The 20,878-nt window shown below is 73.4% G+C and carries 9 protein-coding genes and 1 pseudogene; 4 read left to right on the forward strand and 6 right to left on the reverse strand.

Going from position 1 to position 20,878, the window contains the following annotated elements; translation table 11 throughout:
- The first annotated feature begins 4 nt into the window (after positions 1–4).
- Positions 5–2,272 carry a HelD family protein gene (locus ACOBQB_RS36280; protein WP_423598061.1) on the forward strand — a complete coding sequence of 756 codons (2,268 nt, stop codon included), beginning with the start codon at positions 5–7 and terminating at the stop codon, positions 2,270–2,272.
- Here ACOBQB_RS36280 and glgB read toward each other — a convergent pair.
- The 4 genes and pseudogenes from glgB to ACOBQB_RS36300 form a co-directional block, all read right to left on the reverse strand.
- Positions 2,247–4,793, reverse strand: coding sequence for a 1,4-alpha-glucan branching enzyme (gene glgB, locus ACOBQB_RS36285; protein ID WP_423598063.1), 2,547 nt, complete (start codon positions 4,791–4,793; stop codon positions 2,247–2,249). The two genes, ACOBQB_RS36280 and glgB, sit on opposite strands and share 26 nt — an antisense overlap.
- A 26-nt stretch (positions 4,794–4,819) precedes the next feature.
- Entirely contained in the window at positions 4,820–6,256 is a 1,437-nt protein-coding gene (locus tag ACOBQB_RS36290; protein ID WP_423598065.1) for a maltokinase N-terminal cap-like domain-containing protein, read from the reverse strand.
- A 118-nt stretch (positions 6,257–6,374) separates the two neighbouring features.
- A complete protein-coding gene (treS, locus tag ACOBQB_RS36295) occupies positions 6,375–8,093 on the reverse strand; it encodes a maltose alpha-D-glucosyltransferase (RefSeq protein ID WP_423598067.1) in 1,719 nt (572 codons plus the stop codon).
- A pseudogene (locus ACOBQB_RS36300) lies at positions 8,090–10,128 on the reverse strand (alpha-1,4-glucan--maltose-1-phosphate maltosyltransferase). The gene treS and the pseudogene ACOBQB_RS36300 overlap by 4 nt, the downstream one beginning before the upstream one ends.
- 340 nt (positions 10,129–10,468) lie before the next feature.
- Here ACOBQB_RS36300 and ACOBQB_RS36305 point away from each other — a divergent pair.
- Entirely contained in the window at positions 10,469–10,963 is a 495-nt protein-coding gene (locus ACOBQB_RS36305; RefSeq protein ID WP_423598069.1) for a nuclear transport factor 2 family protein, read from the forward strand.
- Here ACOBQB_RS36305 and ACOBQB_RS36310 read toward each other — a convergent pair.
- On the reverse strand, positions 10,923–13,262 hold the full coding sequence (locus tag ACOBQB_RS36310) for a protein kinase domain-containing protein (RefSeq protein ID WP_423598071.1): 2,340 nt from the start codon (positions 13,260–13,262) through the stop codon (positions 10,923–10,925). The two genes, ACOBQB_RS36305 and ACOBQB_RS36310, sit on opposite strands and share 41 nt — an antisense overlap.
- A gap of 61 nt (positions 13,263–13,323) precedes the next feature.
- The gene (locus ACOBQB_RS36315) at positions 13,324–16,482 is read right to left on the reverse strand and encodes a protein kinase domain-containing protein (RefSeq protein WP_423598073.1); all 3,159 of its coding nucleotides are present in this window, start codon (positions 16,480–16,482) and stop codon (positions 13,324–13,326) included.
- A gap of 199 nt (positions 16,483–16,681) precedes the next feature.
- Between ACOBQB_RS36315 and ACOBQB_RS36320 the strand changes: the two genes are divergently transcribed.
- Entirely contained in the window at positions 16,682–18,100 is a 1,419-nt protein-coding gene (locus tag ACOBQB_RS36320) for a carboxylesterase/lipase family protein (protein ID WP_423598075.1), read from the forward strand.
- A gap of 162 nt (positions 18,101–18,262) precedes the next feature.
- Complete coding sequence (glgP, locus tag ACOBQB_RS36325) at positions 18,263–20,830, forward strand: alpha-glucan family phosphorylase (RefSeq protein WP_423598077.1); 2,568 nt, start codon at positions 18,263–18,265, stop codon at positions 20,828–20,830.
- Positions 20,831–20,878: the final 48 nt, after the last annotated feature.

The raw sequence follows: 20,878 nt of genomic DNA on the forward strand, positions 1-20,878 counted from the left end.
TGAATTGTCAAGCGAGGAATTGCGGGAAGAGCAGCAATTCGTCTCCGGGCTGTACGCGCGCCTTGACGCGCTGCGCGCAGAGGCCGAGGACGCCGTACAGGCTTCGTTGTCGCAGGTGGGCAACGGTCTCCAGGCGCGCCTTGAGCGGGACGTCCTGGTAGCGGAGCAGTCCGGTCTGCTCGCCGCCTTCGACGCGGGGGAGAACGGCCTCTGCTTCGGCAGACTCGAATTCCGCGACGGCCGCGACCATCACATCGGGCGCATCGGAATCCGCGCCTCCGACGCCGAGCGCACTCCGCTCGTGATCGACTGGCGCGCCGATGTCGCGCGTCCCTTCTACCTCGCGACCGGCCATACGCCGATGGGCCTGCGCCGCCGCCGGCACATCACCACCGAGGGCCGCGAGGTCACCGCCCTGCACGACGAGATCCTCGACCTCGGCGACACGACCCGCACCGGACACGAGAGCGCCGACGCCGACGAGGTGCTGCTCGCCGCGCTCGACTCGGCGCGCACCGGCCGCATGCACGACATCGTGCAGACCATCCAGGCCGAGCAGGACCGCATCATCCGCGCCCCGCACCGCGGCGTCCTCGTCGTCGAGGGCGGCCCCGGCACGGGCAAGACGGTCGTGGCACTGCACCGCGCCGCCTTCCTCCTCTACGCCCACCGCGAGCTGCTCGCCAAGCGCGCGGTCCTCGTCGTCGGCCCGAACCCGGCGTTCCTCGGCTACATCGGCGAGGTCCTGCCCTCACTCGGCGAGACGGGCGTCCTGCTGGCCACGGTCGGTGAGCTGTTCCCCGGCGTGAGCGCCACCGGCACCGACACCCCCGAGGCGGCCGAGGTGAAGGGCCGCGCCGGCATGGCGGAGGTACTCGCCACGGCGGTACGCGACCGCCAGCGCATCCCCGAGCCGGGCGAGCCGATGATCATCGCGCACGACGACGGCGACCTGATCCTGGACTGGACGATCGCCTACGAGGCACGGGAGGCGGCCCGCGAGGCGGACGTGCCGCACAACCTGGGGCGCCCCTACTTCGCGTTCCGGGTCATCGACGCGCTGACCGAACAGCTGGCCGAGCGCATCGGGCATGACCCGTACGGCGGCCCGAACTTCCTGGGCCCCGACGACATCGCCCAGCTCGGCAAGGCCATCGCGGCCAGCCCCGAGGTCCACGCGGCCATCGAGGAGCTGTGGCCGACGCTGACCCCGCAGACCTTCCTCGCCGACTTCCTGGAGGAGCCCACGGGCCTGGGCGAGGATGACGCCGAGGCGATCCGCCGCCCGCGCGGGGCGGCCTGGACGGCGGCCGACGTCCCGCTGCTCGACGAGGCGGCCGAACTGCTCGGCCACGACGACAGCGCCGAGCGGGCGGCGGCCGAGGCCGAGCGCGCCCGGCAGATCGCGTACGCGCAAGGCGTCCTGGACGTCTCGCGGGCCTCGCGGACGTACGAGTTCGAGGACAAGGACGAGGACGACGCCGAGGTCCTGCTCGCGCACAACATCATCGACGCCGAGCGGATGGCCGAGCGGCAGGAGGAGGCCGACCACCGCAGCGCCGCCGAGCGCGCGGCGGCCGACCGCACCTGGGCGTTCGGGCACATCATCGTCGACGAGGCGCAGGAGCTGTCCGCCATGGCCTGGCGGCTGCTCATGCGGCGCTGCCCGACCCGCTCCATGACACTCGTCGGCGACCCGGCGCAGACCGCGGAGGCGGGCGGCTGCGGCTCGTGGGAGAACATCCTCGCGCCGTACGTGGCGGACCGCTGGGAGTACACCCGGCTCGGCGTGAACTACCGCACGCCAGTGGAGATCATGGACGTGGCGGCCGAGGTGCCGCGCCTCGCCGGGAACCCCGACTTCCGCCCGCCCAGCTCGGTGCGGTCCACGGGCGTACGGCCCTGGGCGCGCCGCGCCGACGACCTCGCCGCCGCCGTGGCCGACGCGGTGGCGGCCGAGGTCAGGGACGACGGCCGCCTCGCGGTCATCGCCCCGCGCGAACTCCACCAGGAGCTCGCCGCACAGCTCCCCGGAGTGACGGCCGGGGAGGCCCCGAACCTGACGCGGCCGATGGTGCTGATCGACCCGCGTCAGGCGAAGGGCCTGGAGTTCGACACGGTCCTGGTCGTCGAGCCGGCGCGGTACGGCGCGAGCGACCTGTACGTCGCCCTGACCCGCGCCACCCAGCGTCTCGGCGTGCTGTACGCGGACGCACTGCCGACGGCCCTCAAGCAGGTCGAGGAGGTCACACCGGCCGCAGCCACACCGTAGCCAGCGGCGGCAGGGCCAGCCGCAGGGACGCGGGACGGCCGTGGGACGCCACCGGCTCCGGTTTGAGCGGGTCGGGGTGGGTGACGTCGCTGCCGCCGTAGCGCGCCTCGTCCGTGTTCAGGACCTCCTGCCAGGCGGCGAACTCGTCCGGCACGCCGAGCCGGTAGCCGTGCCGTACGACCGGTGAGAAGTGGGAGACGGCGAGCAGCGGCGCCCCTCGCTCGTCGTGGCGCAGGAAGGCGAAGACGTTGTCCTCGGCCGCGTCGCCCTCCACCCAGGCGAAGCCGCCGGGGTCCGTGTCGCGCTGCCACAGGGCTTCTTCGCTCCGGTAGAGGGTGTTCAGGTCGCGGACCAGGTCCCGTATGCCCCGGTGGTCGGCCTCGGCGCCGTACGCCGGGTCGAGCAGCCACCAGTCCGGGCCGTGGCTCTCCGACCACTCGGCGCCCTGCGCGAACTCCTGCCCCATGAACAGGAGTTGCTTGCCCGGGTGGGCCCACATGAAGCCGAGGTAGGCGCGGTGGGTGGCCCGCTGCTGCCACCAGTCGCCCGGCATCTTCGACACCAGCGAGCGCTTGCCGTGCACCACTTCGTCGTGGGAGATGGGCAGGACGTAGTTCTCGCTGTACGCGTACACCATGGAGAACGTCATCTCGTGGTGGTGGTGCTTGCGGTGTACCGGCTCCTTCGAGACATAGCCGAGGGAGTCGTGCATCCAGCCCATGTTCCACTTCAGGCCGAAGCCGAGCCCGCCGAAGCCGCCCGGCCCCTGGTGGTGGGTGGCGCGGGTCACGCCGTCCCAGGCCGTGGACTCCTCGGCGATCGTGACGACGCCGGGGGCCCGGCGGTAGACGGTGGCGTTCATCTCCTGGAGGAAGGCGACCGCGTCGAGGTTCTCCCGGCCACCGTGCTCGTTCGGTGTCCACTGGCCGTGCTCGCGGGAGTAGTCGAGGTAGAGCATCGAGGCGACCGCGTCGACGCGCAGCCCGTCGATGTGGAACTCCTCGCACCAGTAAGAGGCGTTCGCGACAAGGAAGTTGCGCACCTCCTTGCGGCCGTAGTCGAACTCCAGGGTGCCCCAGTCGGGGTGCGCGGCCCTGAGCGGGTCCTCGTGCTCGTACAGCGGCCGCCCGTCGAACTCCGCGAGCGCCCAGTCGTCGCGCGGGAAGTGCGCGGGCACCCAGTCCATCAGGACACCGATCCCCGCGCGGTGCAACGCGTCCACCAGGTACTTGAAGTCGTCGGGGGTGCCGAGACGGGCCGTCGGCGCGTAGAAGCCGGTGACCTGGTACCCCCAGGAGCCGCCGAAGGGATGCTCGGCGACGGGCATCAGCTCGACGTGGGTGAAGCCGAGATCGGAGACGTACGCGGGCAACTGCTCGGCCAGTTGACGGTAGGTCAACCCCGGGCGCCAGGAGGCCAGGTGCACCTCGTACACCGAGAACGGCGCCTCGTGTGCGGGCCTTTCCGCTCGGCGGGCCAGCCACTCGGCGTCGTGCCACTCGTGATGCGACTCGTGGACGACCGAGGAGTTGGCGGGCGGTGTCTCCGTGCGGCGGGCCAGCGGGTCGGCGCGCATCGTCTTCGTGCCGTCGGGCCGGGTGATCTCGAACTTGTACAGCTCACCCTCGCCGACGGACGGCGCGAACAGCTCCCAGACACCGGTCCCGCCGAGCGAGCGCATGGGGAAGCCGGTGCCGTCCCAGAAGTTGAAGCCGCCGACGACCCGCACCCCTCGCGCGTTGGGCGCCCACACGGTGAAGCGGGTGCCGGTCACGCCCTGGTGGGACATGGGGTGCGCGCCCAGCGCCTTCCACAGTTCCTCGTGCCGGCCCTCACCGATCAGATGCAGGTCGAAGTCGCCGAGCGCGGGCAGGAAGCGGTACGCGTCGTGGATCTCCAGCTCGGCGTCCTCGTACGTGATGTGCAGCCGGTACTCCTCGGGCGGGGCGTCCAGCGGGAGCACCGCCGAGAAGAACCCGCCGCCGTCGTCGCGCAGTTCGGCGCGCAGGTCCTCGGCGACGACGGCGACCGCCTTGGCGTAGGGCCGCAGGGCGCGGAAGGCCGTGCCGCCCGGGACGGGGTGGGCGCCGAGGACGCCGTGCGGGTCGTGGTGGGTGCCCTCCAGGAGGCGTACGCGGTCCTCGTCGGGGACGGGGGACGCGGCGACGGCGGTCACCGGGACCGGTGCGGCGGCGGGCGGGGCCTGGGGGGTGCGTGGCTTCGGTGTGCGTTTGGGGGGCGTCTTCGCGGCCGCCTTCCGCGCGGGCCTCGGGCTCTTCGCGGTCTTGGCCGCCTTGGCCGCGCCGGCCGCCTTCGCTGTCCTGCCCGTCTTCTGGGCCGGTGTCTTGCGCGGGCTCTCCGTGTTCTGCGCGCTCTTCGAGCTCTTCGTGTTCTGTGGTGCGGGCCGCTGCTCAGCGGGTTCCGGGGCCGGGGCCGGTTCCGGAGTGCGGGGCGGGGGCGGGACCGGCGGCGGGACCGGAGCCGGGGCTTCGGCGGACGGTTTGCGGGGGCGGGGGGTCACGGGAGAGGCCTCCTCGGGAGGGGTGGTCAGGGGGCGGCGTCGGCGGAACCGCTCTCGGACAGGCGGCGGGCGGCGGTTAGGGGCACGGGGAGCCAGTCGGGGCGGTGCCGGGCCTCGTAGAGGACTTCGTAGACCGCCTTGTCCGTCTCGTGGGCGCGCAGCAGCACGGGATCCGTGCGCGGGTCGCGGCCCGAGACGTCCGCGTACCCCACGCAGAAGGCGGCCCGGCAGTCCGTCGCCCACTCCCGCGCCCAGGGCTCGCGAGTGGCCGCCGCGTAGTCGAAGGAGCGCAGCATGCCCGCCACGTCGCGGACCGGCGGCTGCGGCATGCGCCGCTCGGCGAGGGGGCGCGCCGGCTCGCCCTCGAAGTCGATGAGCGACCAGAGGCCGTCGGGGGAGCGCAGGCACTGCCCCAGGTGCAGGTCGCCGTGGACGCGCTGGGCGGTCCACGACTGGCCCTCGCCGCCCAGGTCGGCCAGCGCTTCGAAGGCGGTGAGCAGCCCGGGGGCGTACGGCCGCAGCGCCGGGACGGCCCGCGCCGCCGCGGCCAGGCGGCGCGCCATGGCGTCGGCCATCCGCTCGACCTGGGCCCGGCCGAGCGTGACGGTCGGCAGCGCGGCGGCCAGCGAGGCGTGCACCTCGGCCGTGGCACGCCCGAGTGCCCGCGCTTCGCCGACGAAGGCCTCACCCTTGCCCAGCATGCGCAGGGCGAGCTCCCAGCCGTCCTCGGCGGCGGCCAGATAGGGCTGGAGTACACCGAGGCCGCACGCCTCGCCCGCCGGGCCGTCCGCCAGGTCCGCGAGGAACCACGCGGCGGGCGCGGGTACCCGCCCGCAGCCCTGCCGGGCCAGGTGCAGCGGCAGCTCCAGGTCGGGGTTGACGCCGGGCACGACGCGGCGGAACAGCTTGAGGATGAACGTATCTCCGTACACGAGCGAGGAGTTGGACTGCTCGGCGGCGAGCGGGCGCGGGGCGAGGCCGGAGGGGATGTCGAGGCCCGGGTCGCGTTCGAAGCGGAGCACGCCGTGCCGGCCCGGTATCCGCAGCCGCTCCAGGAGGAGCGCGGTGAGCCACGGGTCGTGCAGCGCCTCGTACACCGTCTGCCCGGCGAGCGGCCCCTCGGTGACGTGTCCGATGAGGGCGGGTGCCAGCTGGGGCGGCAGGGTGCGGCGTACGCCGAGCAGCAACTGGTAGCAGTCACCCGCGCGTTCGGCCGACGTGCCCTCCGGGGCGGTGCCTTGCGCGGGCACCAGCGGCTGGCGGACCCGCAGCAGCAGGTGCAGCAGGCCCGAGGGGGAGCTGCGGGGCAGGAGTTCGGTCACGGCCACCGGCTCGAAGGAGCCGATCGGGCGGCCCTTCCCGGCGAACCATCGCTGCCTCGGCAGCCACTCGCGCAGCAGCGGATCGAGTGAGGCGAGCAGCGCCGCGGCGTGCGCGGTGGGGCGAATGGCGGCTTCCGACATGGCGTCGCGTCCTTTCCGCGGGGCGGACAAGGCAGAGTGCGGGAGTGCCGGCTGTGCGTAGGAGTGCCCAGGGCGGGGCGGTGGAAACCGCCCCGCGAAGGCGTCGCGCCGCTGGAGCCTACGACGGTTCCCTGCGCAAGCGGAACCAGTAGAAGCCGTGGCCCGCGAGGGTGAGGAGGTAGGGCAGTTCACCGATGGCGGGGAAACGCACTCCGCCGATCAGCTCCACCGGGTGGCGTCCGTCGTAGGCCCGCAGGTTCAGCTCGGTGGGCTGCGCGAAACGCGAGAAGTTGTGCACGCACAGCACGAGGTCGTCGTCGTCCCCCTCCTGCGCGGGCGCCTCCCGGAGGAAGGCGAGGACGGCGGGGTTGGAGGAGGGCAGTTCGGTGTAGGTGCCGAGGCCGAAGGCGGGGTTCTGTTTGCGGATCTCGATCATCCTGCGGGTCCAGTGCAGGAGGGAGGACGGCGAGGACATGGAGGCCTCGACGTTGGTGACCTGGTAGCCGTAGACCGGGTCCATGATCGTGGGCAGGTAGAGGCGGCCGGGGTCGCAGGAGGAGAAGCCCGCGTTGCGGTCCGGCGTCCACTGCATGGGGGTGCGCACCGCGTCGCGGTCGCCGAGCCAGATGTTGTCGCCCATGCCGATCTCGTCGCCGTAGTAGAGGATCGGCGATCCTGGCAGGGACAGCAGCAGGGCGGTGAAGAGTTCGATCTGGTTGCGGTCGTTGTCCAGGAGGGGGGCCAGGCGGCGGCGGATGCCGATGTTGGCGCGCATGCGCGGGTCCTTGGCGTATTCCGCGTACATGTAGTCGCGTTCTTCGTCGGTGACCATCTCCAGGGTCAGTTCGTCGTGGTTGCGCAGGAAGATGCCCCACTGGCAGCCGGAGGGGATCGCGGGCGTTTTGGCGAGGATTTCGGAGACGGGATAGCGCGATTCACGGCGTACGGCCATGAAGATGCGGGGCATGACGGGGAAGTGGAACGCCATGTGGCATTCGTCGCCGCCCTTGGAGAAGTCACCGAAATAGTCGACGACGTCCTCGGGCCATTGGTTGGCCTCGGCGAGCAGGACGGTGTCCGGATAGTGCGCGTCGATCTCCGAGCGGACCCGCTTGAGGAAGTGGTGGGTGGCCCGCAGGTTCTCGCAGTTGGTGCCTTCCTCCTGGTAGAGGTAGGGCACCGCGTCCAGCCGGAAACCGTCGATCCCCAGGTCGAGCCAGAACCGCAGCGCCGAGATGATCTCGTCCTGGACGGCGGGGTTCTCGTAGTTGAGGTCGGGCTGGTGGGAGAAGAAGCGGTGCCAGTAGTACTGCTTGCGCACCGGGTCGAAGGTCCAGTTGGAGGCTTCGGTGTCGACAAAGATGATGCGGGCGTCGCCGTACTGCTTGTCGTCGTCGGCCCAGACGTAGTAGTCGCCATAAGGGCCGTCGGGGTCGGTGCGGGAAGCCTGGAACCACGGGTGCTGGTCGCTGGTGTGGTTCATGACGAAGTCGATGATGACGCGCATGCCGCGCTGGTGGGCGGAGTCGACGAATTCCACGAAGTCGGCGAGGTCGCCGAATTCGGGGAGGACGGCGGTGTAGTCGGAGACGTCGTAGCCGCCGTCGCGGAGGGGGGATTTGAAGAAGGGGGGCAGCCACAGGCAGTCGACGCCGAGCCATTGGAGGTAGTCGAGTTTGGCGGTGATGCCTTTGAGGTCGCCGATGCCGTCGCCGTTGCTGTCCTGGAAGGAACGGACCAGTACCTCGTAGAACACGGCGCGTTTGAACCAGTCGGGGTGCCGGTCCTTGGCGGGCGTGTCCTCGAACGTGTCCTGGACGGGCTCGTTGACGATCATGATGTGGGTGACCCTCCGATCAGCGGTGAGGACGGTCGCAGGACGCGGAAGACGTGGGCGGGCGCGCGGCCCGGCTCCAGGCGCACATAGTTGGCCCTGCCCCAGTGGTAGGTCTCACCGGTGAGCTCGTCGCGCACCGGCACGCTCTCGTGCCGGTCGAGGCCGAGTAGCGGCATGTTCAACGACACCGTGGCTTCCTGGGTGTGGTGGGGGTCGAGGTTGGCCACCACCAGAACCGTGTTCGAGCCGTGCGCGTCCGCGGCGGACTTCGAGTAGGCGATCACCGCTTCCTTGTCCGTGGAGTGGAAGTGCAGGTCCCGCAGCTGTCGCAGCGCCGGGTTGGCGCGCCGGAGCTGGTTCAGCCGTGCGATGAGGGGTGCGATGGTGCGGTCCTCCCGCTCGGCCGCCGCCCAGTCCCTGGGCCGCAGTTGGTACTTCTCCGAGTGCAGGTACTCCTCGCTGCCGGGCCGCACGGGCGTGTTCTCGCACAGCTCGAAGCCGCTGTAGACACCCCAGGCCGGCGAGAGCGTCGCGGCAAGGACCGCCCGCACCTCGAAGGCCGGGCGCCCGCCCTCCTGGAGGTAACCGTGCAGGATGTCCGGGGTGTTCACGAAGAAGTTCGGCCGCAGGAAGTGCGCGGTCTCCCGCGACAGCTCGGTGAGGTAGTCGGTGAGCTCTTCCTTGGTGTTGCGCCAGGTGAAGTACGTGTACGACTGCTGGAAACCGATGGCGGCGAGGGTGTGCAGCATCGCGGGCCGGGTGAAGGCCTCGGCGAGGAAGATCACGTCCGGGTCGGTGCCGTTGATCCGGGCGATCACCTCCTCCCAGAACACCACCGGCTTGGTGTGCGGATTGTCGACACGGAAGATCCGCACGCCGTGCCCCATCCAGAACCGCAACAGCCGCTCCGTCTCCGCGACAAGACCCGGCAGATCCCTGTCGAAGGCGATCGGATAGATGTCCTGGTACTTCTTCGGCGGATTCTCGGCGTACGCGATGGAACCGTCCGCCCGCTGCCGGAACCACTCCGGATGCTTGTCCACCCACGGGTGGTCCGGCGAGCACTGCAACGCGAAGTCCAGCGCCACCTCAAGGTTGAACTCCTTCGCGCGCCGCACGAACGCGTCGAAGTCGTCCAGCGTCCCGAGGTCGGGGTGCACGGCGTCGTGCCCGCCCTCCGGCGAACCGATCGCCCACGGCACGCCCACGTCGTACGGGCCGGGGAGAGAGAGTTGTCCGGGCCCTTGCGGAAGGTGACGCCGATGGGATGGATCGGCGGCAGGTACACCACGTCGAAGCCCATCTCCGCGATGGCCGGCAGCCGCTCGGCCGCCGTGCGGAACGTCCCCGACACCGGCGGCTCGCCCTCGCGGACCACCGCACCCTCCGAGCGCGGGAAGAACTCGTACCACGACCCGAACAGCGCTCGCTCGCGCTCCACGACGAGCGGGAACTCCGGTGAGGACGTGACCAGTTCACGCAACGGATGGCGGTCGAGCGCCGCCACCACCTCCGGGGTGAGGGCGGCCGCAAGGCGTGCGGCGGGCCCGCGGGCCGGGTCGCGCAGCGCCTTCGCCGCGCCGAGCACGGCGGCCCGCGCCTCGCCGGGCATCCCGTCATCGTCCGGCATCCCGGCGGCGGCGCGTTCGTGGAGGCGGGCGCCCTCCTCCAGGACGAGGTCGGTGTCGATGCCCGCCGGTATCTTGATCCGCGCGTGGTGGCGCCAGGTCGAGACCGGGTCGCCCCAGGCCTGGACGGCGTACGTCCAGCGTCCCTCGGCGTCCGGGGTGACCTCCGCGCCCCACCGGTCGGTGCCGGGCGCGAGTTCGCGCATCGGGGTCCAGGGCCCGGCGCGGCCCTCGGGGTCGCGCAGCACGACGTTGGCCGCGACCGCCTCGTGCCCTTCGCGGAAGACGGTGGCGGACACCTGGAACGTTTCGCCGGGCACGGCCTTCGCCGGTTTTCGGCCGCAGTGGACGGCGGGCCAAACGTCCAGAACGGGGATGGTGGGCTGAGGGGTTGAACCAAGAGGCATGTCTGACCGCTCCTGTCCGCGTGCACGGATACGGGGGTGTGGAGAGGTTTCGCGGCGCGTGCCGGCCGCGGTGTGCCGGAGTGTGTACCGCAGGAGCCTTCCCACACCCTCCGGGTGGGCAATCCGGCGCTTTGTTAACTACTAGTGCGTAATGGCCCGTGCAAGACCGGCCCCGCTGAGAAGGGCGTCACGGGTCCGAAAACACACTGTTCGGTACGGGACAGCCGCATATGCCCTCAGGGTGGTCGGCGGGAAGTCCGGCGGTCCGCCGCCCCGGCGCCCAGGTACGGCTCCGGTAACCGCCGGTCCCCTACGGCCTGTTCGGGGTCGGACGAGGGCCATGGAAACCATGCACACCACGGATTCCGTGCGTGTCCTGACCGGCATGTACGCGGCCGAGGCCGAGTACCTCGCGGCGGGCGGCCCAGGCCGCGCCTCGTTCGACGCGCTCGCCCCCTACTTCTCACCCGACGTCGTCCTCCACCAGGCGCCCGGCCTGCCGTACGGCGGCACGTGGCGCGGGCACGAGGGACTGGCGCGTTTCTTCCTCGCGATGAGTGAGACGTGGGAGTCGTTCGCCATGACGGAACAGGAGTTCCTCGCCACGGGCGCCACAGCCGTCGTCCACACACAGGTGCGGGCGACGGCGCGCGCCACGGGCAGCGACCTCGCCTTCCCGATCCTGCAGACCGTGGCGGTGGCGGGCGGCCGGATCGTGGAGGTGCGGCCCTTCTACTGGGACACGGCACGGATCGCGGCGGCCTGCCGCCCCCGGCAGCGGTCAGGGCGCGTGATCACGGCGCGTAACCCGAGAGGATCCTGCCGTCGTCGGTAGCGGCGAAGAGGGCGCCGCCCGCGTACAGGGGAGCGCCGAGCGGCCGGGCGTCGTCGAACTCCGTCTCCCCGTCGGGGCGGGGGATGTTCTTCCTGCGGTACGAGTCCAGGTCGTCGGCGGTGGAGCGGCCCCACATCTCGTACAGGCCGACGGCCAGCACCCGCTTGCCCGCCAGGGCCACGGTCACCGTGTCCTGCGGCGCGCCGTAGCGCCACAGGCGTCTGCCCGTACGCCAGTCGAAGGCCGACATGTGGTGGGTGACGGGGTCGTCGGCGTCGGGGTTGCGGGCCGTCACCACCAGGACGCCCGCGTCGCCGACGACCGGAGGGAGCGCGGGCTCCAGGCCGGGGGCCAGGGTGCGGCGCGTGGCCAGGGTCTCGGGGTCGAGCTCGCGGATTCCCCGGGCGCCGTGGTCCCAGCACAGCAGGGACGCGCGGTAGGCGAGCAGCCCGTGGCAGGGCTGCGCGGGGGCGGTGCGGACGATCCCGCCGGTCTCGGCGGAGAGGGCCAGCACGCCCTTGCCCTCGATGGCGGCGTACAGGCGGCCGCCCTTGATCAGGAGCGCGTCCTGGACCTTGGCGGGCAGCCGCGGCGACCTCCACAGCTCGCGGCCGTCACGTGCCCGGCGGGCGCGGACATGGGCCTCGCCGGGTGCGGCCGCCTCGTCCGAGAAGCCGAACTCGGCGGTGTAGACGACGCCGTCCGCGTAGGTGAGCTGCATGACCGCCGTGTCGGACGGCAGCGGCTCGCGCCAGCGTTCGGCGCCGGAGGTCACGTCCACCGCGATCACGCCCCGCTCGCTGGGGACGTAGACGCGCTCTCCGTCGCTCTCGGGCGGCACGGTCTGGACGCCCTGGAGGGCACCGGCCTCCGCCGTGAAGCCGCGCGAGGTCCAGCGGTGGCCGCCGGTCGCCGCGTCCAGGGCCGTCGCGGCGCCCTTGCCGTCCCGGCACACCAGCGTGGACGTCACGAGGACACAGCCGTTGCCCTGGTCGTCCAGGCTCTTGGGGCGCGCCGCCGTCCAGGGTTTCCAGCCCTTGGGGCGGGCCGAGGCGCGGGTGGTCGCGGCGCCGAAGTCGCCGGTGCGCCCGGGGTTTCCGTACGCGGTGACGACGCGGTCGGCGTGGCCCTTGCCCCCGCCCTTGCTGGTGCCGTCGGCGGAACCGTTCCTGCCCGGGGAGTCCCCGCCCTCGCCGTTCCCCGGCAGCAGCACCGCTGCCAGTGTCACCGCGACGGCCGCCAGGGCTGCCGCGAGGATCCACGGCGCCCGGCGGCGGGTGCTCGGGGGGTGGGGAGCCGCCGGGCCCGCAAGCGCCGGGGAGGAGGGAGCCGGAGGCGGGGGCGGGAGCGGAGGGCGGCCGTCCGTGGCCGTGGCGGTGTCCGCCGCCGCGAACGACGCGCGCGCCACGGCCTGTTCGCAGCGCGCCACCGCCTCCCGGTGCTCGGCGAAGAGGGAGAGCACCGGGGCGGGCCACGGTACGCCCGCCCCGGCGGTGCCCGCCAGGCGGTCGGCGAGCGCGGCCGCGGTGGGCCGGTCGCCGGGCGCCCGGCGCAGGCAGTCGGCGACCACGTCGCGCAGCTCGTCGGGCACGGCGGACAGGTCGGCGTCGCCCCGCGCGATGCGGAAGATCACCGAGGCGAGTTCCTGGTCGTCGAAGGGGCCGCGCCCCGTCGCCGCGAAGCACAGCACCGCGCCCAGCGTGAACACGTCGGAGGCGGGCACCACCGCGTGGCTGCCCTCCATCTGCTCGGGCGCCATGAAACCGGGGGTGCCCACGACCATGCCCGCCGTCGTCAGCGCCGTCGCGTCGAAGGCCTGGGCGATGCCGAAGTCGATGAGCGTCGGGCCCTCGGGGGTGAGCAGTACGTTGCCCGGCTTCAGGTCCCGGTGCAGGACCTGCGCGGCGTGCACCGCGGCGAGCGCGCGGGCGAGACCGGCGCCGAGCGCGCGCACCGCGTCGGCCGGCAGCGGCCCGCACCGCCGTACCGTCTCCGCGAGCGAGGGCCCGGCGACGTACCCCGTGGCGAGCCACGGCACCTCCGTGTCCGCGTCGCCGTCGAGCAGTTCGGCCGTGCCGGGCCCCGACACCGCGCGCGCCGCCGCGATCTCACGGCGGAAGCGGGTGCGGAACTCCTGGTCGATGTCGAGGTCGGGCCGCACCGTCTTGACCGCGACGAGCGGCGCGCCGGGCCGTGCCGCGCGGGCGAGATACACCTCGCCCATGCCGCCCGCGCCGATCAGGGCGAGCAGCCGGTACGGGCCGACGTGGCGCGGCGGCCCGGGCAGGGGGTCGAGCACGGCTTCTCCAAAGGGCGCTGGACGGGGGCGGGACGGCGGGCGTACGCCGGGGCGGGGGGACTCAGGAGGGCAGCTCGACCGAGACGACGGTCCCCTGGTCGTACACGATCGTGGCGATCCCGCCGAGCGGCAGGACCGTCGGCGGCTTCGGCTGGTCCGCGAGGACGCTGCCGGTGTCCTGCGGCGGCTTCGGGCGGCGGTTGCCGGGTGCGCCGGGGACCTTGACGGCGCGCACCCCGCCCGACTCGGTGAGCGGCACGGTGCGCAGGGTGGTGTTGTCGGCGGTCAGGGCGCGGTCGCCGATGACCAGGGCCCCGGAGGAGACGGGGCGTTCGATGAGGTGGTCGACGACGGAGAGGCGTTCCTCGCGGATGACGCGGCCGTTCTTCGGGTCCGCCACGAGCAGCTTGCCGCCCGTCGTGTCGTACGCGAGGGCGGCGTCGGGGGTGACCGCGCTCACCACGATGTCCAGTCCCGGATGTCCGTCGGAGCCGATCGGCGGGGCCTTGAAGCCGAACTTCCCCTCGACGGCGAGCGTACGGGGGTCCAGGCGCGTCACGCGGGTCTGCGGGTCGGCGGTCGGGTCCTCGAAGTCGCCGGTGTCGCCGATGACCTGGGAGCACAGCAGCTGTCCGGAGGCCGCGTCGGCCATGAGGGTGCGGCACTGGCCGTCGTCGTAGGCGTCGCCCACGCGGGCGCCCTTCTTCTCGTCGATCGCGACGACCCCGTCCTCGGAGTCCGCGTAGACGACGCCGTCGTGGGCGAGTTCGGCCGTGTAGCCGCCCTGCTCGGCCTTGGCCAGGGTGCCGGTGGCGAGGTCGTACGTCCACACGGCGTCACCGCCGCCCCCTTCGCGCGGGAAGGCCTGGAGCGTGGCGCCCAGGGGGCCGTCCGGGCCGCCCGGCTTGCCCTCCGAGGAGACGATCAGGTGGTCATCCGTGAGCAGGGCGCCGGTGACCTTCTTGCCCGCGGGAGCGCCGGCGGTCCAGCGCACGTCGCCGGAGCGGGACTCCCGCACCTGCAACCGTCCCTGGTACGCGATGACGGTCGTCCCGCCGCGCACCACGGGGTCCTGGTCGTCGCCCGGCATGAAGAACGCCCCGGTCGGACCGACGTACGCCTCGCCGTTCGTGTCGCGCTCCTCGGCCGAGCGGCCGTCGGAGGTCCACAGGCGGTGCCCGTCGGCGGCGTCGCGCGCCTCGTACGTGCCGTTGGTCAGCAAGCACACCACCGCTTGGGTGTCGGCCGCGCAGCTCAGCGGTGCGTGGCCGAACCTGGCCCGCCACGGCTGCCAGCCCTTGGGCCGCTGCTCCTCGTACTGCGGGACCAGGCCGCTGCGGTCGGCGGTGCCGGACGCGTCGACCCCGGCGCGGGCGGCGAACTGGGCGGGGGAGAGCGACGGCTTCGCGGCCCCCGGCGCCCTCGACCCCGTGGCGGCGCCGCTCCCCGCGCCGTTGCCGCCCGCCTCGGAACCGGAACCGAAGCCGGAGTCGCCGCCGCGCAGGGTGAGCAGCGCGCCGACGGCTGCCCCCGCCACAGCCACGGCGGCGACGACCGCGACCGTGCCACGGCGCCCGAGGCCGCGCCGGGCGGGCGGCGGCGGGGCGGAACTCATGGTGGGCAGCCCGTGCACCTCGGAGCTCTGCGGGGAGGCGCCGGCCGTGGCCGGGGTCCAGGTGGGGGTCTGCGTCGGCGGGTGCGCGGGGGCGGCGGCGGGCGGCGCGGGCAGGGGCAGCAGGGGCCGCCCCGAGGCACACAGCTGCTCGACGTCGCGCCGCACCTCGACGATGGCGGCGAGCAGGGCCGGGGGCCAGGGGGCACGGTAGCCTCCGACGGCCACTTCGGCTCCGGCTTCGGTTCCGACTCCGGCTCTGGCTTCCGCTTCGGCTTGGGCTTCGGTTTCGGCTTCGGTTCCGACTCCGGCTCCGGCTTCGGTTCTGGCTTCGGCTTCGGTTCCGGCTCCGGCTTGGGCTTGGGCTTGGGCTTCGGTTCCGACTCCGGCTCCGGCTTCGGTTCTGGCTTCGGCTTCGGTTCCGGCTCCGGCTTGGGCTTCGGTTCTGGCTTGGGCTTCGGTCCTGGTTCTGGCTTCGGCTTCCGTTTCCGCTTCCGTGGCGGGGCGTCCGTCGCGGGGGGCGCCGGCTCCTTGGGGGTTCCGCACGTTGCGGGGGCCGGTGTGTCCGTGGGGGTTTCGCACGTCGCGGGAGCTGCCGTGGGCGGCACTGTCCAGCGCGTCGCGGGGGCCGCCGAGGTCGTCCTCTCGCACGTCGCGGCGCGTGTCGCGGTCGGCCCCGTCCCGCATGTCGCGCGGGCCGCCCGGGCCGGCACCGTCCCGCGCGTCGCGGGCGCCGCCGTGTGCGCCGCCGTTCCGCACGCCGCCGGGGCCGCCGGGTTCGCCACCGCCCCCTTCACCACCGCCCCGCAGCGCCTCCAACCCCGCGGCCAGCTCTGCCGGTTCCGGACGTCGTGCCGGGTCCGGTGTCAGGCAGGACGCGATGATGTCCCGCAACTTTGCCGGTACGCCGTCGAGGTCGGCTTCGGCGCGCGAGACGCGGTACAGCACCGCCGCCACCGGGCCGTCTCCGAACGGGTCGCTGCCGGTCGCCGCGTAGGCCAGGACCGAGCCGAGGCAGAACACGTCGGAGGCGGCCACCACGTGGCGTCCGCCCGCCACGTGCTCGGGGGACATGAAGCCGGGCGTGCCCACGAGCAGGCCCGTCGACGTCATGGTGGTCGCGCCCAGCGCCCGCGCCACCCCGAAGTCGATGAGCTTCGGCCCCGCCGCGCCGAGCAGGACGTTCGCCGGCTTCAGGTCACGGTGCAGGGCGCCCGCCGCGTGCACGGCCGCCAGGGCGCGGGCCACGCCGGCGCCCAACGCGGCGACGGACGCGACCGGCAGCGGGCCCTGCCGCCGCACGGCCTCGGCGAGGTTCGGCCCGGCGACGTACTCCGTGGCGAGCCACGGCTGTCCGGCGTCCGCGTCACCGGCGACGACCTGCGCGACGTAGGGGCTGTCCACGGAGGTCGCCACGGATATCTCACGCCGGAACCGGGCCCGGAACGGGGCGTCGCCCGCGACATCGGGGCGGATGGCCTTGACGGCGACGAGCGCGTCCGGTTCGTAGGGCCCCGGCGTGGCCAGGAACACCTCGCCCATGCCGCCCGAGCCGAGCCGGGCCAGCGTCTCGTACGGCCCCACCCGCAGCGGCGAATTCTCCCGCAACCGGCCGATCATGCGCCCCGCCCCCCCGGTGTTTCTGTTGTCAACTCCTGTGACGCGCCGGACGCGTCAGCACTTCGCAGCTTTGCGGCTTCGCAGATTACAGCGGGTACGGGGTCGTGGTCAGAGGGCCGCCGACTTGCCCGTGCGGCCGGATCCGCCGGCCTTGCTCATTCGGCCGAATCAGGTGTCGGCTGCCCCCATGCCCGAACACCCGGCCACCACCGCCACCGCCACCGCCACCGCCACCGCCACCGACACCGCCACAGCCACCGTCACCACCACCCACGGCCCCGTCCGCGGCGAGCGCCGCCGCGTCCACGGTGCCCACGCGTTCAGGTTCCTCGGCATCCCCTACGCCGCCCCGCCCGTCGGCGCCCTCCGCTTCGCGCCGCCCGCCGCCCCCGCGCCATGGGCCGCCCCGCTGGACGCCACCGCGTACGGACCGACCGCGCAGCGCCGCGCGGTCGGTGAAGGCGCCACGGTTCCCGAGCCGTCCGTACCGGGCGACGCCGTCCTGAACCTGAACGTCTTCACACCCGCCCCCGTCCCCGCCCCCGGCGCCCGCGCGGCCCTCCCCGTCCTGGTCTGGATCCACGGCGGCGGATTCACCGCCGGGTCCGCCGCCAGTCCCTGGTACGACGGCGCAGCGTTCAACCGCGACGGCGTCGTCCTCGTCTCCATCGGCTACCGGCTCGGCATCGAGGGCTTCCTGCACCTGGCCGACGCCCCGGACAACCGCGGCGTACGCGACTGGATCGCCGCCCTGGAGTGGGTGCGCGACAACATCGCCGCGTTCGGCGGTGACCCCGCGAAGGTCACCGTCGCCGGGCAGTCGGCGGGCGCCGGAGCCGTCCAGACGCTGCTGGTGACCCCCGCCGCGCGCGGCCTGTTCCGCGCGGCGATCAGTATGTCGGCCCCGCTGATGGAGCCGCAGGAGCGGTGGACGGGCCCCGCCGTCGCCGAGCTGTTCACGCGGCGTACGGGCGTGCCCGCAACCGCCGCGGCGCTGCGCGGCCTGAGCGACGACAGGCTCCTCGCGCTCCAGGAGGCCGTGGACGCGCCGGGCCCCGACCGCGCGCACCTGCCGGGCCCGCCGTTCCAGCCCCGCGCCGACGGCGAACTGATCCCGCGGCCGGTGCTCGCCGAGCTGACCGGGGGCGACCTGGGCGCCGAGGTGCCGCTGCTGCTCGGCTTCACGCGGCACGAGTTCCACGCCTTCGGCGGCCAGGAGCTGACCGACCTCGTCTTCCGCAGGCCGAACCTCGCGGTGGCGGAGGCCCGCGCCGCCCGCGGACGTCCCACCTGGCTGTACGAGTTCGGGTGGGCCCCGCCCGTGCCGGGCGGCGGCACGCGGGGCCTCGCCGTCCACTGCCTGGACCTGCCCTTCGCGTTCGACCTGCTCGGCGTCGAAGGCGTCATGGCCGCCGCGGGCGAGGCCCCGCCGCAGCACCTGGCCGACGCGGTGCACGCCGCCCTCACCGCCTTCGTGCGCGACCTCGACCCGGGCGGGGCATGGCCGCGCTACACGCGGGACCGCCGCGCCGCCCGGCTCTGGGCGGACGGACCCGCCCTGGTGGCGGACCCGTTCCGGGCGGAGCGCGCACGCTGGTTCGGCTGATCCCGGCCGCCCGGACCGCCGGCCGGGCCACCGACGGGGGTCACCGGGCCGCCGAGCGTGCGCCCCGTGCGCCGTGGTGGCACCAGGCGGCCCGCCGCTACCTTCGTGTCGCGTAGGCCGATATGTGACACATCCCCGCGAATTCCCGCGAAGGTGGAGACCGTGAAGGCAATCCGTCGTTTCACCGTCCGTCCCGTCCTTCCCGGGCCCCTCGGCGACCTCGCCGAGCTGGCCCGCAATCTGCGCTGGTCCTGGCAGCCACGCACCCGTGAACTCTTCCGGTCCCTCGACCCGGGCCTGTGGGAGGCGTCCGGCTGTGACCCGGTGCGGCTGCTCGGCGGCGTACCGGCCGCACGGCTCACCGAGATCTCGCGCGACGAGGACTTCCTGCGCCGCCTCGGCGAAGCCGCCGACGAGCTGCGGGAGTACGTCACCGGAGAGCGCTGGTACCAGAAGCAGACCGGGGGGTACGCGCAACTGCCGCGCGCCGTCGCGTACTTCTCACCGGAGTTCGGCATCACCGCCGCCCTGCCGCAGTACTCCGGAGGCCTCGGCATCCTCGCCGGGGACCATCTGAAGGCCGCCAGCGACCTCGGGGTGCCGCTCATCGGCGTCGGGCTGCTCTACCGGCACGGCTATTTCCGCCAGACGCTCTCCCGCGACGCCTGGCAGCAGGAGCACTATCCCGTCCTCGACCCGAACGAACTGCCCCTGACCCTGCTCCGCGAGGCCGACGGCACCCCCGCCCTCGTCGCGCTCGCCCTGCCCGGCGGCCGTTCGCTGCGCGCCCACGTCTGGCAGGCGCAGGTCGGTCGCGTGCCGCTGCTGCTGCTCGACTCCGACGTGGAGGAGAACGACCGCGGCGAGCGCGACGTCACCGACCGGCTCTACGGCGGTGGCAGCGAGCACCGGCTGCTCCAGGAGATGCTCCTCGGCATCGGCGGGGTGCGCGCCGTACGGACGTACTGCCGGCTGACCGGCCACCCCGAGCCGGAGGTCTTCCACACCAACGAGGGGCACGCGGGCTTCCTCGGCCTGGAGCGCATCCACGAACTGACCGGCACCGACGTGGACTTCGACACCGCCCTGGAGGCCGTCCGCGCCGGGACCGTCTTCACCACCCACACGCCCGTCCCCGCGGGCATCGACCGCTTCGACCGGGAGCTGGTCGCCCGCCACTTCGGGCCCGACGCCGAACTGCCCCGCGTCGACGTCGGCGACATCCTGCGGCTCGGCATGGAGACCTACCCGGGCGGCGAGCCCAACCTCTTCAACATGGCCGTGATGGGCCTGCGCCTGGGCAGCCGCGCCAACGGCGTCTCCACGCTGCACGGCGCTGTCAGCCGCGAGATGTTCGCGGGCCTGTGGCCGGGCTTCGACCCCGAGGAGATCCCGATCACCTCGGTCACCAACGGCGTGCACGCCCCGACCTGGGTCGCCCCCGAGGTCCTCGCGCTCGGCGCCCGCGACCTCGCCGACGTCGACGCCACCGACCTGTGGGAACTGCGCCGCACCCTGCGCGGGCAGCTCGTCGACGAGGTCAGGCGGCGCCTGTACGCCTCCTGGCGCCAGCGCGGCGCCGCCACCGCCGAGCTGGGCTGGATCGACGAGGTCCTCGATCCCGAGGTCCTCACCGTCGGCTTCGCGCGCCGTGTCCCCTCGTACAAGAGGCTCACGCTCATGCTGCGCGACCGGGACCGGCTGATGGAGCTGCTGCTCCACCCGGAGCGGCCGGTGCAGATCGTCGTCGCGGGCAAGGCGCACCCGGCGGACGACGGCGGCAAGCGGCTCATCCAGGAACTGGTGCGCTTCACCGACGACCCCCGCGTACGCCACCGCGTCGTCTTCCTGCCGGACTACGGCATGGCGATGGCGCAGAAGCTCTACCCCGGCTGCGACGTGTGGCTGAACAACCCGCTGCGGCCCCTGGAGGCGTGCGGCACCAGTGGCATGAAGGCCGCCCTCAACGGCGGCCTCAACCTCTCCGTCCTGGACGGCTGGTGGGACGAGTGGTTCGAGCCCGACTTCGGCTGGGCGATCCCCACGGCGGACGGCGCCGCCACCGACGACGACCGCAGGGACGACCTGGAGGCCGCCGCGCTGTACGACCTCCTGGAGCGCCGCGTCACCCCCCGCTTCTACGAGCGGGGCCCCGGCGGGCTGCCCGACCGGTGGATCGAGATGGTCCGCAGGACGCTGACCCGGCTCGGCCCGAAGGTCCTCGCGGACCGCATGGTGCGTGAGTACGTCGAGGAGCTGTACGCCCCCGCCGCCCGCGCCCACCGCGCGCTCGACGTCCCGGCCGCCGGGGAACTGGCGGCGTGGAAGGCCCGGGTGCGCGCGGCCTGGCCGCGGGTGGCCGTCGACCACGTGGAGGCGTCGGCGACCGGCACCACCGCCGAACTGGGCGCCACGCTCGCCCTGCGGGTCCGGGTCCACCTGGGGGAGCTGACCCCGGACGACGTGGAGGTGCAGGCCGTCGCCGGCAGGGTCGACCCCGAGGACCACATCACCGGGGCCACGCCGGTGCCGCTGAAGCCGGCGAGCGGGCCCGACATGGAGGGGCGGCACGTGTACGAGGGGCCGCTCGCCCTGGACCGGACGGGGTCGTTCGGCTACACCGTGCGGATTCTGCCGGCGCATCGGCTGCTGGCCGACGGGGCGGAACTGGGGCTGGTGGCGGTGCCCTCGGAGACGACGGGGGAGGCGGCCGGGCTGCTGATGAGGTGACCGCGAAAGGGGCGGCGTCCCGTCCGGACGCCGCCCCTTGCCGGGGTT

This window comes from Streptomyces sp. G5(2025) (assembly GCF_049542075.1).
In the GTDB taxonomy this organism is placed as follows: Bacteria; Actinomycetota; Actinomycetes; order Streptomycetales; family Streptomycetaceae; genus Streptomyces.

Bases quoted from the DNA above. Each gene is read 5' to 3' on its own strand.
- ACOBQB_RS36320 (WP_423598075.1), top strand. From the start codon at position 16,682: ATGCCCGAACACCCGGCCACCACCGCCACCGCCACCGCCACCGCCACC.
- ACOBQB_RS36305 (WP_423598069.1), top strand. From the start codon at position 10,469: ATGGAAACCATGCACACCACGGATTCCGTGCGTGTCCTGACCGGCATG.
- treS (WP_423598067.1), bottom strand. From the start codon at position 8,093: ATGATCGTCAACGAGCCCGTCCAGGACACGTTCGAGGACACGCCCGCC.
- ACOBQB_RS36290 (WP_423598065.1), bottom strand. From the start codon at position 6,256: ATGTCGGAAGCCGCCATTCGCCCCACCGCGCACGCCGCGGCGCTGCTC.